The 12930-nt window shown below is 72.3% G+C and carries 10 protein-coding genes; 7 read left to right on the top strand and 3 right to left on the bottom strand.

Annotated elements, in window-relative coordinates; all coding sequences use genetic code 11:
* Positions 1-80 precede the first annotated feature (80 nt).
* The 3 genes from BUE29_RS14315 to BUE29_RS14305 are packed head-to-tail and all read left to right on the top strand — an operon-like array spanning position 81 to position 2742.
* On the top strand, positions 81-1004 hold the full coding sequence (locus tag BUE29_RS14315; RefSeq protein WP_073390944.1) for an ABC transporter ATP-binding protein: 924 nt from the start codon (positions 81-83) through the stop codon (positions 1002-1004).
* Between the two features lie 53 nt (positions 1005-1057).
* Positions 1058-1774 carry an ABC transporter permease gene (locus BUE29_RS14310; RefSeq protein ID WP_084181147.1) on the top strand — a complete coding sequence of 239 codons (717 nt, stop codon included), beginning with the start codon at positions 1058-1060 and terminating at the stop codon, positions 1772-1774.
* Complete coding sequence (locus tag BUE29_RS14305; RefSeq protein WP_200800190.1) at positions 1765-2742, top strand: COX15/CtaA family protein; 978 nt, start codon at positions 1765-1767, stop codon at positions 2740-2742. The genes BUE29_RS14310 and BUE29_RS14305 overlap by 10 nt, the downstream gene beginning before the upstream one ends.
* Here BUE29_RS14305 and BUE29_RS14300 read toward each other — a convergent pair.
* Both BUE29_RS14300 and BUE29_RS14295 read right to left on the bottom strand, forming a co-directional pair.
* On the bottom strand, positions 2726-4033 hold the full coding sequence (locus BUE29_RS14300) for a DUF445 domain-containing protein (protein WP_084181043.1): 1308 nt from the start codon (positions 4031-4033) through the stop codon (positions 2726-2728). The genes BUE29_RS14305 and BUE29_RS14300 overlap by 17 nt on opposite strands.
* Positions 4030-4890: an ATP-grasp domain-containing protein gene (locus BUE29_RS14295; protein ID WP_073390941.1), complete on the bottom strand. Its 861-nt coding sequence runs from the start codon at positions 4888-4890 to the stop codon at positions 4030-4032. The genes BUE29_RS14300 and BUE29_RS14295 overlap by 4 nt, the downstream gene beginning before the upstream one ends.
* A gap of 100 nt (positions 4891-4990) precedes the next feature.
* On the opposite strand from BUE29_RS14295, the gene BUE29_RS14290 reads away from it, so the two are divergent.
* Positions 4991-6715, top strand: coding sequence for a DUF2510 domain-containing protein (locus BUE29_RS14290; RefSeq protein ID WP_073390940.1), 1725 nt, complete (start codon positions 4991-4993; stop codon positions 6713-6715).
* Between the two features lie 62 nt (positions 6716-6777).
* On the opposite strand, the gene BUE29_RS14285 is transcribed toward BUE29_RS14290, so the two are convergent.
* Complete coding sequence (locus BUE29_RS14285) at positions 6778-7740, bottom strand: heme o synthase (protein ID WP_234971461.1); 963 nt, start codon at positions 7738-7740, stop codon at positions 6778-6780.
* Positions 7741-7905: 165 nt separating this feature from the next.
* Between BUE29_RS14285 and tkt the strand changes: the two genes are divergently transcribed.
* From tkt to zwf, 3 genes are read left to right on the top strand one after another with little or no spacing between them, the layout of a single operon-like run.
* Positions 7906-10014: a transketolase gene (gene tkt / locus BUE29_RS14280; RefSeq protein WP_143168175.1), complete on the top strand. Its 2109-nt coding sequence runs from the start codon at positions 7906-7908 to the stop codon at positions 10012-10014.
* A gap of 20 nt (positions 10015-10034) precedes the next feature.
* Positions 10035-11144, top strand: coding sequence for a transaldolase (tal, locus tag BUE29_RS14275; protein ID WP_073390938.1), 1110 nt, complete (start codon positions 10035-10037; stop codon positions 11142-11144).
* A gap of 28 nt (positions 11145-11172) precedes the next feature.
* Positions 11173-12930, top strand: a complete 1758-nt coding sequence (zwf, locus tag BUE29_RS14270; protein ID WP_084181041.1) for a glucose-6-phosphate dehydrogenase — start codon at positions 11173-11175, stop codon at positions 12928-12930.

Raw genomic sequence — 12930 nt, 5'->3', positions numbered from 1 at the left:
GATCAACCAACTCGCCGAGGAAGCGGGGGATGGAGCGGTCCGCGGCACGGGGCCCCCGCCGCCCTTCCTAGACTGACCAGGTGACTGCCGCCGTCGAGATCACCGATCTCGTCAAGAGCTACGGCGGCACGCGCGCGGTCGACGGCCTGACACTGGCCGTCCCGCCCGGCGAGGTCCTCGCGCTGCTCGGCCCCAACGGCGCCGGCAAGACGACGACCATCGAGATCTGCGAGGGCTTCCGGCGCGCCGACAGCGGCAGCGTGCGGGTGCTCGGGCTCGATCCGGTCACGGACGCCGGGCGCCTGCGGCCTCGCGTCGGGGTGATGCTGCAGGACGGCGTCGGTGGATACACCGGCGCCACCGCCCTGGAGCTCGTGCGGCTCTTCGCCTCCTACGCCGCCCACCCGCACGACGCCGGCGAGCTGCTGCGCGTCGTCGGGCTGACCGACGCCGCCGGCACGGCCGTGAAGCGGCTCTCCGGCGGCCAGCAGCAGCGGTTGTCGCTCGCCCTCGCGCTGGTCGCCCGCCCCGAGCTCGTCTTCCTCGACGAGCCCACCGCCGGCATGGACCCGCAGTCGCGGCGCGGCACGTGGGACCTCGTCCGCACGCTGCGGGGCGACGGGGTCAGCGTGGTGCTGACGACGCACTTCCTCGACGAGGCGGAGCAGCTGGCCGACACCGTCGTGGTCATGGACGCCGGGCGCATCGTCGCGCAGGGCACGCCGGCCGAGCTCACCCGCTCCGGTGCCGAGGGCCAGATCCGCTTCCGCGCCGTCCCCGCCCTGGCCCTCGACTCGCTCGTCGCGGCGCTGCCGCCCGGCTGCGCCGCGACCGAGGACGCGCCCGGCCACTACCTCGTCACCGGCGAGGTCACCCCGCAGCTGCTCGCCACCCTCACCGCCTGGTGCGCGTCGCAGCAGGTCATGGCCGACGACCTGCACGTCGAGAAACGGACCCTCGAGGACGTCTTCCTCGACCTGACCGGACGCGAGCTGCGCACGTGAACCCCGCCATCACCACCTACGCCCCCGCGCCGGGCGCCGCGTCGCGCGGCCGCATGCTGGCTGCCCAGACGGCGATGGAGTTCAAGCTCCTGCTCCGCAACGGCGAGCAGGTGGGGCTCACGCTGCTCATCCCAGTGCTGCTGCTGTTCTTCTTCAACCTGCCGCTGCTGTACTCGCTCGGCGTCTCGCGTCGCATCGACTTTGTCGTGCCCAGCATCATCGCCCTCGCCGTCATGTCGGCCGCGTTCACCGGCCTGGCGATCGGCACCGGCTTCGAGCGCAAGTACGCCGTCCTCAAGCGCCTCGGCGCGACCGCGCTGCCGCGCTCGGTGCTGCTCGGCGGCAAGACGCTGTCGGTGCTGCTCCTCGAGTTCGTCCAGGTGGTGCTGATCTGCGGCATCGGCTTCGCGCTGGCGTGGCACCCGCACGGCGACCCGCTGTTCGCGGCCGCACTGGTCGTCATGGGGACGCTGGCCTTCGGCGGGCTCGGCCTGCTCGTCGCCGGCACGGTGAAGGCCGAGGTCACGCTGGCCGCCGCCAACCTCGTCTGGCTGATCCTGCTCTTCGCCGGCGGCATCGCGATCCCGCTCGACCGCTTCGGCAGCGTGGCCCAGGACGTGCTGCAGTTCCTGCCGTCCGCGGCGCTGTCCAACGGCCTGCACCAGGTCTTCGAGGGCGGCCACGGCTACCCGCTGCGCGACGTGGTGACGCTGACCGTGTGGGCCGCGGCCACGCTGCCTGCCGCGGCCCGGTGGTTCCGGTGGGAGTGACGACCGGGCCGGCGTTCGCCGCGGCCGACCGACGTGCCGGCAGGCAGGTGCGGTGGCTGCCCGCCTGGCTGCAGACCGCCGTGGCGCTGCGTGGCCTCGCCGTGGCGTCGGTCGTCGCCAACACCGTCATCGTGGTCACCGGCGGCGCCGTCCGTCTCACCGACTCCGGGCTGGGCTGCCCCACGTGGCCGCGCTGCACCGAGAACTCGCTGACCCCGACGTCGCAGTCGGCCGCCCACGGCATCATCGAGTTCGCGAACCGGCAGCTCACCTTCGTACTCGTGGTCGTCGCCGTCGCCACCTGGGTGGTGGCGATGGTGCGCCGCACCGAGCGGCCGCTCGCCACCGTCGCCGCGCTGGGTATCCCGGCCCAGGCCGTCCTCGGCGGGTTCACCGTCCTCACGCACCTCAACCCGTGGCTCGTCGCGCTGCACTTCCTGCTCTCCGCGGCCATGCTCGCGGTCACGATGCTGCTGTGGTGGCGGGTGCGCGATCCCCTCGCCGTCGCCCCCGTCGAGCCACGGGCGCGCCTGCTCGCGCGGTTGACCGCGCTCGCGGCGGCCGCGACGCTCGTGATCGGCACCGTCGTCACCGGCAGCGGCCCGCACGCCGGCGACCTGACCGACGGGCGGGTCCGGCGTACCGGCCTGAACCCGGCGTCGATGTCGCAGCTGCACGCCGACGCCGTCATGATCCTGGTGGGCCTCACCGTCGGCCTCGTCATCCTCGCGCACGTGCTGGCGACGTCGCCGGCGTTCCGTCGCGCCGCGTGGGTGCTGCTCGCCGTCGAGCTCGCCCAGGGCGTCGTCGGGTACACCCAGTACTTCCTGCACCTGCCCGAGCTGCTCGTCGGCGTGCACATGCTCGGCGCCTGCCTCGTCTGGCTCGCCGCGCTGCAGGCGCAGCTGCTCACCGAACCGGCGGCCCGTCGCGCGAGGGCCGTCCGCGGCCTCAGAACAGCTGGGTGAGCGTGTAGATCGCCAGGCCCGCGAGCGCGCCCACCACGGTGCCGTTGATCCGGATGAACTGCAGGTCGCGGCCGACCTGCAGCTCCAGCCGCCGGCTGGTCTCCTCGGTGTCCCACCGGGCGATGGTCGAGGAGATGACGTCGGTGAGGTCGTCGGCGTAGTGGGTGGCCACGTGGCCGCTCAACCGGCGCAGGGCGTCGTTCACGCGGTCGCGTACCTGCGGGTCGTCGCGCAGCACCTCGCCGGCCCGCACGGTGAGCGACTCCGCCGAGCGGCGCAGGTCGGAGTCCGGGTCCCCGGTCTCGTTGAGCAGCAGCGTCTTCATCGAGTCCCAGAGATCGTTGAGGTACTCGTGGATGCGCGGGTGGTCGAGCAGCTGGTCCCGCGCCGCCTCGACCTTCGCGATGCGCGTCGGGTCGGTCCGCAGCTGCTCGGCGAGCTCGCGCAGCTGGGTGTCGAAGCCCTTGCGCAGGCCGTGCGTGTCGTCGTCGATGACGTCGGTCAGGAACGACTGCAGCAGGCTGAAGCCCTTGTTGAAGACCCGCTCGTCGAGCCAGTCGGGCACCCATTCCGGCGACTCCATCGCCACCCGCTGGCGGAATTCCGACCGGTTCGAGTCGAGGAACTTGCGGGCGCCGCGCAGGAACGTCGACAGCGCGGCCTGGTGCTGCCCCGCGTCGCACACGGCGTCGACGAGACGGGCGAGCAGCGGCGCGATGTCGAGCTGCCGCAGCCGCTTGTCGGCGAAGGCCGCCACGGACGTGCGGATCTGCTCGTCGCGCATGACGTTGGCCATGCCGCTGATCGCGCTGCTGAGCTCCTCGGACAGTCGCTGCGCGTGGACGGGGTCGGCGAGCCACTCGCCGACCCGTTCGGGCACCCGGGCCGCCACCACCCGCTCGCCCAGCACCTCGGTCGTCAGGAAGTACTCGCGGACGAAGGTGGCCAGGCCCTCGCCGATCTGGTCCTTCTTGTTCGGGATGATCGCGGTGTGCGGGATGGGCAGCCGCAGCGGGTGCCGGAACAGCGCGGTGACGGCGAACCAGTCGGCGAGGCCGCCCACCATCGACGCCTCGGCGGTGGCCTGCACGTACCCCCACGCGCCCTCGCCGTCACCGACGACGCGACACAGGACGTAGACGGCGGCGGCGAACAGCAGCAGCCCGACGGCCAGCCGCTTCATCCGTCGCAGCGCGTCGACGCGCTCCTGCTTGACCTCCGGCATGCGGACGGTGCCGGGCGGCGCCTCGGCCGTCGGGCCGACCGCGCGCGGGGTCGGTCCGCTCGTCACGCGCGGGCCGCGACGGCGGCCGCGAACCGCGCGGGCGCGGCGTCGTCGTGGCCGAGGAAGGCGGAGGGCTCGGTGAGCTCGAGCTCGGTGACGAGCGGGCCGTCCGGGGTGGGGAGAAGGTCGACCCGCGCGTACAGCGGCCGGCCGCCGAAGCGGTCCTGCATCGCGGCCAGCGCGGCCTCGCCGACGGCGAGCTCGGCCGGCTCGGGCGTCCGTGCGGTGATGTTCTCCTCGACGTAGAGCGAGGGTCCGTCGACCGGATGGACGAAGTCGGGCCGCAGCATCGGGCCCTTGCGGATGGCGTGGCTGAACGCGCCGTCGAAGTAGAGCAGCGCGGTCTCCCCCGTGGTGTCGACCCCGGCCAGGAAGGGCTGCACCACCACGGTGCGCCCGGCCGCCTGCAGCTCGGCGGCGTGGGCCAGCGCCTGCTCGCCCGCGGCCCGGGCGAAGCGTCCGGCGCCACGCGACCCCGCGCCCACCGACGGTTTGACGACGATCTCGTCGGCGTCGGGCAGGGCCGGCTCGTCCCCCGGCGCGGCGAAGCTCGACGGGACGGTCGGGACGCCGGCGGCGGCCAGATCGCGCAGGTAGGTCTTGTCGGTGTTCCAGCGCACCACGTCCGCGGCGTTGTGCAGGCGTGGCACCGAGTCCACCCAGCGCAGGAAGTCGTCGCGCTTCGCGTGGTAGTCCCACGTCGAGCGGAGCACGACGAGCGCGGCGTCCCAGGTCACCTCGGGGTCGCTCCACACCGCCCACCGCGCGTCGAGGCCGGCGTCGGCGAGGGCCGCGGTGAGCGCCGGTGCGTCCTCATCGCCGGCGGGCAGGTCGGCGCAGGTGGCGAGGAGCACGGGGAGCATCCCTCGATCCTAGGGAAGCACTCCCCGGACGCCGTGCGCGCATTTCGTCGCGCGACGTGTGACCATCTCTAACCGAGCACACGCACCTGGGAGGTACGCGATGGCCGAGGCGGGCTGGTATCCGGACGCGCACGACGCGAACATGCAGCACTACTTCGACGGCAACGACTGGACGGGGCAGCGCCGGCCCAACCCCGCCGCGCCGGCCGACCAGACCGTCCGGCGCGGCGACCTCCCCCGCGCGGCCGAGCAGCCGCCGTCCGGGTACGACCAGCCGTCCGGACCGGGTCAGGCCCAGGGGCGGTACCAATCTCCCGGTCAGCAGCAGCCCTGGGAGCACGGGCAGCAGCAGGGCCAGCAGCACAACCAGCAGTACGGCCCGCAGCAGGGGCAGCAGTACGGCCAGCAGCAGCCCTACGGCCAGCAGCAGCCCTACGGTCCGCAGTACGGGACACCGCAGGGTGAGCCCGCCCCGCGCCGGCGGCGCCGCGCGCCGCTGGTGATCGCAGGTGTCGCGGTCCTCGCGGTGGTGGCCGGCCTCGTCACCTGGATCGCGTGGCCCGGCGACGACGCGCCCGCGATCACCTATCAGGGCAAGGAGGTCGCCGCGGCGGCCGACACCCTGACCAAGGCCGAGCGCAGCGTCGCGACCGCGGTGCGCGAGCGGCACGGCGCCAAGAACGCCGACACCCGGTGCTACTTCAGCCGGCCGAAGAAGCCGGCGGCCGGCGCCAAGGGCAGCGACGTCGAGAACGTCCTGCAGTGCGGGCCGGTCCTGTTCGTGGACGGCCAGGCCGGCGCCACCTACCTGCGCGTCCCGCTGACCGACGCCGCCGAGGGCGGCAAGGTCACCCTGTCGCCGGCCGACGACGTCCGCGAGCAGCAGCCGGCGGCGCGCGACAGCGGCGTCGATCTCGTCCGGCCCGACGGCGAGGAGGCTCCGACGGGCAGCGGCGGGCTGAAGGTGCCCGCGCCGCCCGCCGCCGCGAAGGACGTCCTCACCACGGCCGCGCTCGGCACCGCCGGCGGGTCGCCGAAGACCGTCGACACCACCATCGCCGGGAAGACGCAGCGCGTGACGTTGACCAAGCTGGGCAGCATCGAGCGCTACGGCGTGGGGGACGACGCGCGCTCCGCGCCGGCCGGGCAGCGGCTGGTCGCCTTCTCCCTCGAGTACGGGACCGGCGACGTGGACTCCTCCCGGCGCGACCCGGCGCAGCTCGTCGTCGCCGGCGGCACGCCCCGCGACATCCCCCAACCCACCGGCGACAACTACGTGATCGCCGCCGTCCCGGCGAGCGGCACGGCCGCCATCGTGCTCGACGAGAGCGGGTACAAGCAGTCGATCTCGCTGCCCGCGGGCAAGGCCGGCAGCAACAGCATCGCCGTGCTGCAGCGCACTCACCGCACGGGGTACGTCGGCAAGACCGCCAACGTGCCGATCCGGCTCAGCCGCGGCAGCGTCAAGGTGCCGGCGACCTTCCGCGCGACCGCGGGCCTCGTCGCCCTCGACTTCTGGGCGCCCGGGAACACCGCCGTCCACCCGAGCAGCCCGAAGAAGGCGATCCTGTCGGTGCGGCTGAACTACCGCTACAAGGGCGGCACCTACGGCTTCTCGCCGGCCCTCGTCCGGCTCAAGGTGGGCAGCGGCTACGTGAAGGCGCGCAACATCGCCACGAGCAAGAACAAGATCCTCAACGTGTTCGAGGTCCCCGGCACCTTCACCTCCGGCCGGCTGCAGATCACCGGCTCGACCAAGGACGACGGCGTCACCGTCTCGGTCCGCAAGACGGTGTCGTTCGTGGTCCGGGTCGCGAAGGGCTGAGTTCGCGGGACGCGGGAGCCGCGGGAGGATCCGCCCGCCGCCGCGGGCCGAGCGGCCCCGCGTCAGCGCACGAAGGTGTCGACCGCGACAGCGACGAAGACGAAGGCCAGGTAGCTGTTGGACAGGTGGAACAGCTGCATCGCGGCCTTGGCGTTGGCGCCGCGCCGGGTGCCGGCCTGCAGCCGGTGCGCCCCGGCCAGGAGGGCGAGGCCGGCCCCGCCGGCCAGGACGCCGTAGACCCAGCCGGTCGCGAGCGGCCACAGCAGCAGCGAGACCGCGACGGTGACGTAGGAGTAGACGACGATCTCCCGCGCCACCCGCTGCGGCGCGGCCACGACGGGCAGCATCGGCACGCCGGCCCGCGCGTAGTCCTCGCGGTAACGGATCGCGAGGGCCCAGAAGTGCGGGGGCGTCCAGAAGAACACCACGCCGAACAGCACGACGGGCGCCCAGGCGAGCGAGCCGGTCACCGCCGACCAACCGATGAGCACGGGCATGCACCCGGCCGCGCCGCCCCAGACGATGTTCTGGGCGGTGCGGCGCTTGAGGACCATCGTGTAGACGACGACGTAGAAGGCGATCGCCGCAGCGGTGAGGCCGGCGGCGAGCCAGTTCGTCACGACGCCCATGACCCCGACGGCGAGGACGCCGAGCACGATGCCGAACACGAGTGCGCCCCGCGGCGACACCTCGTGGCGGGCCAGCGGCCGGTGGCCCGTGCGGCGCATCAGGGCGTCGATGTCGCGGTCGACGTAGCAGTTCAGCGCGTTCGCGCTGCCGGCGGCGGCGGTGCCGCCGAGCATGGTGGCCACGACGACCCACCACTCCGGGAGCCCGCCGGCGGCCAGCACCATGGCGGGCAGCGTCGTGACGAGCAGCAGCTCGATGATCCGCGGCTTGGTGAGCGCGACGTACGCGGCGACCGTGCTGCGGCGCGGCGCGACGCGGCGAATTCGCCCGCCGGACAGGGATTCCGACGCCTCCTCGTCACCCGGACGTGCCGGTGCCACGGGAGTCTGCGTCACGGGCTTCAGGGTAACCGCCGCGATCGTCGTGGCCGCACCCAGCCTCAGCGTGCCGCGAGCCCGGGGGCACCTCCCGATGTGGCTACGCTGACAGGTGGGTAGGACGAGATCAGGAACCGGCCTGAACCGCGACCGGAAACGCATTCGAAGGGACAACGATCCGCCGTGACCGACACCGACGAGGCCGTCGTCAACGCCGTGCACCCCGACTGGTGGAGCGACCTCGACACCAAGGCGGTCGACACCGCCCGGCTGCTGGCCGCCGACGCCGTGCAGAAGGCCGGCGACGGCCATCCCGGTACCGCCATGAGCCTGGCGCCGCTGGCCTACCTGCTCTACCAGCGGGTGATGCGCCTCGACCCCAACGATCCGCAGTGGGTGGGCCGAGACCGCTTCATCCTGTCGAACGGACACGCCTCGCTGACCCAGTACTGCCAGCTCTTCCTCTCCGGCTACGGCCTCGAGCTGAGCGATCTCAAGGCGCTGCGTATGTGGGAGTCCCGCACCCCGGGTCACCCCGAGTACCACCACACCGCCGGCGTCGAGATCACCACCGGCCCGCTCGGCCAGGGCCTGGCCAACGGTGTCGGCATGGCCATGGCCGCCCGCCGCGAGCGCGGCCTCTTCGATCCGGACGCGGCGCCGGGCGAGTCGCCGTTCGACCACCACATCTACGTGATCGCCGGCGACGGCTGCATGGAGGAGGGCGTCACCGCCGAGGCCTCCTCGCTCGCCGGGCACCAGCAGCTCGGCAACCTGACCGTCTTCTACGACGACAACCACATCTCCATCGAGGACGACACCGCGGTCGCGTTCAGCGAGGACGTCGCGAAGCGCTACGAGGCCTACGGCTGGCACGTGCAGTACGTCGAGTCCGGCGAGGACGTCGTCGCCCTGGAGAACGCGATCGAGGCGGCCAACGCCGTCACCGACAAGCCGTCGCTGATCGTCGTGCGCACCATCATCGGCTGGCCGGCCCCGACACTGCAGAACACCGGCAAGGCCCACGGCTCCGCGTTGGGCACCGACGAGATCGCCAAGACCAAGGAGATCCTCGGCTTCCCGACCGACGTGACCTTCCACGTCCCCGACGACGTGCTCGACCACGCCCGCAAGGTGATCGAGCGCGGCCGCGACACGCACGAGCGGTGGCAGCAGGCCTACGACGAGTGGGCGGCCGGCAACCCGGCGGGCGCGGAGCTGCACGACCGCCTGCAGACGCACACGCTCCCCAGCGGCTGGACCGACTCGCTCGTCTCGTTCCCGGTGGAGAAGGACGGCAAGCCCAACTCGATCTCGACCCGCAAGGCGTCCGGCGACGTCCTCACCGGTCTGGCCGACGTGCTGCCCGAGCTCTGGGGCGGTTCGGCCGACCTCGCCGGCAGCAACAACACGACGATGGAGGGCGAGCCCAGCTTCGTCCCGGCCCAGCACCAGACCAAGATGTGGCCCGGCGGACCGTACGGCCGCACGCTGCACTTCGGCATCCGCGAACACGCGATGGGCGCGATCATCAACGGCATCGCGGTGCATGGGGGCACCCGCCCGTACGGCGGCACCTTCCTCGTCTTCAGCGACTACATGCGCCCGCCGGTTCGCCTCGCGGCGCTGATGAAGCTGCCCTCCACCTTCGTCTGGACACACGACTCCATCGGGGTGGGCGGCGACGGCCCGACCCACCAGCCGATCGAGCACCTGGCGTCCCTGCGCGCGATCCCGGGGCTGGACGTCGTCCGGCCGGCCGACGCCAACGAGACGGCCGTCTGCTGGCGCCAGGTCCTGGAGAACTACGACCGGCCGGCGGCGTTCGCGTTGTCCCGGCAGAACCTCCCGGTGCTGGACCCGGCCAAGACCGGCGACGCGAGCCGGGGTGCCTACGTGCTCGCGGACGCCACCGTGGGGCGCGCCGAGGTCATCCTCATCGCCACCGGCTCCGAGGTGGCGCTGGCGCTGGCGGCCAGGGAGGCGCTCGAGGACGGCGGCACCCCCACCCGGGTCGTGTCCATGCCGTGCGTCGAGTGGTTCGAGGCCGAGCCGTCGTCCTACCGGCAGCAGGTCCTGCCCCCCGAGATCAAGGCGCGGGTCAGCATCGAGGCTGCGGTCAAGCTGGGCTGGCGGGAGTGGATCGGTGACGCCGGCGTGGCGCTCTCGGTCGAGCACTTCGGCGCGAGCGCGCCCGGCGACGTCGTGTACGAGCAGCTCGGTTTCACGCCCGACCGCGTCGTCGCGGCGGCGCACACGGCCATTCAGAACGCCAGCGACCTCGCCGGCTGAACGAGCAAAGGAGAACTGTCATGAGCGATGCGCTCAAGGACCTTTCCGACCAGGACGTCTCGATCTGGTTGGACGACATCAGCCGCGAGCGGCTGCGCAGTGGCAACCTGCAGCAGCTCGTCGACACGAAGAACGTCGTCGGCGTGACCAGCAACCCGACCATCTTCCAGAAGGCCCTCGAGAAGGGCGACGCCTACGACGAGCAGGCGCGTGACCTCGCGCTGCGCAAGACCGACGTCGACGAGGCCGTTCGCTACCTGATGGCCTTCGACATCCGCTGGGCGTGCGACGTCCTCAAGCCGGTGTTCGACAAGACCGGCGGCAAGGACGGCCGGGTGTCGATCGAGGTCGACCCCCGTCTCGCCCACGACACCGAGCGCACGACGGCCGAGGCCAAGGCGCTGTGGTGGCTCGTCGACCGGCCGAACGTGATGATCAAGATCCCCGCCACCGAGGAGGGGCTGCCCTCGATCACGGCCGCCACCGCCGCGGGCATCAGCGTCAACGTCACGCTCATCTTCGGCCTCGACCGCTACGACGCGGTCATGGCCGCCTACCTCGACGGCCTCGAGCAGGCCCGCGGCAACGGCGTCGACCTGCAGACGATCCGCTCGGTCGCCTCGTTCTTCGTCTCCCGCGTGGACACCGAGATCGACAAGCAGCTGGACAAGATCGGGTCGGACGAGGCGAAGGCCCTGCGTGGCAAGGCGGCGCTCGCCAACGCGCGACTGGCCTACGAGCGCTACGAGAAGGTGTTCACCTCCGAGCGCTGGAAAGACCTCGAGAGCGCCGGCGCGAACGTGCAGCGGCCGCTGTGGGCCTCGACCGGCGTCAAGGACCCGGCCTACGACGACACGATGTACGTCGTCGACCTCGTGGCCCAGAACACCGTGAACACGATGCCCGAGGCCACGCTCGACGCCGTCGCCGACCACGGCAAGATCGGCGGCGACACCATCACCGGTACCTATGACGAGGCCCGCACGGTCATCGACGACCTCAACGCGCTGGGCGTGAGCTACGACGAGGTCATTCACACCCTCGAGGACGAGGGCGTGCAGAAGTTCGAGGATTCCTACGCGCAGCTGGCCGACAGCGTCAAGGGCCAGCTGGAGGCCGCGGCCAAGTGAGTGCGGCGTCGGCGACGGAGGGGCGGCGATGAGCGACGCGACGCAGTCGCAGGAGCGGGCCGAGGAGCACACCGAGGACGAGTCGCCGCCGGCCGCGGCGGCGCCCGACGAGAACCCGACGCCGGACGCCGACGTGGCCGACGCGCCCACCACCCGGTCGAAGAGCAACCCAGGCCCCGGCGACGGCCCGACGGCCAACGAGGACGCCGACGGGCAGCCCGCCGTGCCGGCCGCGGTGGGCGAGGACGACGCCGAGTCCGGCGACGGCGGCAACCCGCTGCGCGACCCCGCCGACCGGCGGCTGCCGCGGGTGCCGGCGCCGTGCGCCCTGGTCGTGTTCGGCATCGGCGGGGACCTCTCGCGCAAGAAGCTCATCCCGGCGGTCTACGACCTGGCGAACCGCGGGCTGCTGCCCACCGACTTCGTCCTCGTCGGCTTCTCCAAGACCGACTGGCCCGGCGGCGGCAGCTTCGAGTCGCTCGCGCGCAAGAGCGCCAAGGACGGTGCCCGCACCGCGTGGAACGAGGAGGTCTGGCGCCGGCTCGCCAGCAACACCGTCTTCGTCGAGGGCTCCTTCGACGACGACGCGGCGTTCGACACCCTGGCCGAGACGCTGGCCGACTCGCAGCGATCGCACGGCATCCAGGGCAACGCGGCGTTCTACCTCTCCATCCCGCCCAAGCTCTTCCCCACCGTCCTGCAGCAGATGGAGCGCACCGGCCTCGCCGACTCCGACGCCGCGGACGGCTGGCGACGGGTCGTCGTCGAGAAGCCGTTCGGTCACGACCTGCCGAGCGCCCTGGATCTCAACCACCTCGTCGACCGCGTGTTCTCGGCGCGCGACGTCTACCGGATCGATCACTACCTGGGCAAGGAGACGGTGCAGAACCTGCTGGCGCTGCGCTTCGCCAACCAGCTGTTCGAACCGGTCTGGAACGGCAACTTCGTCGACTCGGTGCAGATCACGATGGCCGAGGACGTCGGCATCGGTGGTCGGGCCGCGTTCTACCAGGCCACCGGCGCCGCCCGCGACGTGCTGCAGAACCACCTGCTGCAGCTCCTCGCGCTGACCGCGATGGAGGAGCCGGTCGAGTTCTCGCCCGAGGCCGTGCGCATCGAGAAGATCAAGGCGCTGCGCGCGATCTCGCTGCCCACCGATCTCGGCCCCTACGCCGTGCGCGGGCAGTACGACCAGGGCTGGCTCGCCGGCACCCGCGCCTGCGCGTTCACCGCCGAGGACGGCATCCCCGAAGACTCCACCACCGAGACCTACGCCGCGGTCCGGCTCGGCGTGGAGACCCGGCGCTGGGCCGGCGTGCCGTTCTACCTGCGCACCGGCAAGCGGTTGCCGAAGCGGGTCACCGAGATCTCGGTGCTGTTCAAGAAGGCGCCGCACCTGCCCTTCAGCCGCACCGACACCCAGGAGCTCGGCCACAACCAGCTCGTCATCCGGGTGCAGCCCGACGAGGGCGTCACGCTCAAGTTCGGCTCCAAGGTGCCGGGCAGCGCGATGGAGGTCCGCGACGTCGCCATGGACTTCCTCTACGGCGAGGCGTTCACCGAGTCCTCGCCGGAGGCGTACGAGCGGCTGATCCTCGACGTCCTCGTCGGCGACGCGACGCTGTTCCCGCGCAGCGAGGAGGTCGAGGCGTCCTGGCGCGTCATCGACCCGCTGGAGAACTTCTGGGCGGGTCAGGAGCCGCAGCTCTACCGGGCCGGCGAATGGGGCCCGAAGGCCGCGGACGAGATGCTGGCCCGTGACGGCCGGCAGTGGCGGAGGCCGTAG

Source organism: Jatrophihabitans endophyticus (assembly GCF_900129455.1).
Taxonomy (GTDB): domain Bacteria; phylum Actinomycetota; class Actinomycetes; order Mycobacteriales; family Jatrophihabitantaceae; genus Jatrophihabitans; species Jatrophihabitans endophyticus.
This window is presented reverse-complemented; position numbering and strand designations above follow the sequence as displayed.

Coding starts and splice junctions, on each gene's coding strand:
- BUE29_RS14310 (WP_084181147.1), top strand. CDS start 1,058: ATGCTGGCTGCCCAGACGGCGATGGAGTTCAAGCTCCTGCTCCGCAAC.
- BUE29_RS14295 (WP_073390941.1), bottom strand. CDS start 4,890: ATGCTCCCCGTGCTCCTCGCCACCTGCGCCGACCTGCCCGCCGGCGAT.
- BUE29_RS14290 (WP_073390940.1), top strand. CDS start 4,991: ATGGCCGAGGCGGGCTGGTATCCGGACGCGCACGACGCGAACATGCAG.
- tal (WP_073390938.1), top strand. CDS start 10,035: ATGAGCGATGCGCTCAAGGACCTTTCCGACCAGGACGTCTCGATCTGG.
- zwf (WP_084181041.1), top strand. CDS start 11,173: ATGAGCGACGCGACGCAGTCGCAGGAGCGGGCCGAGGAGCACACCGAG.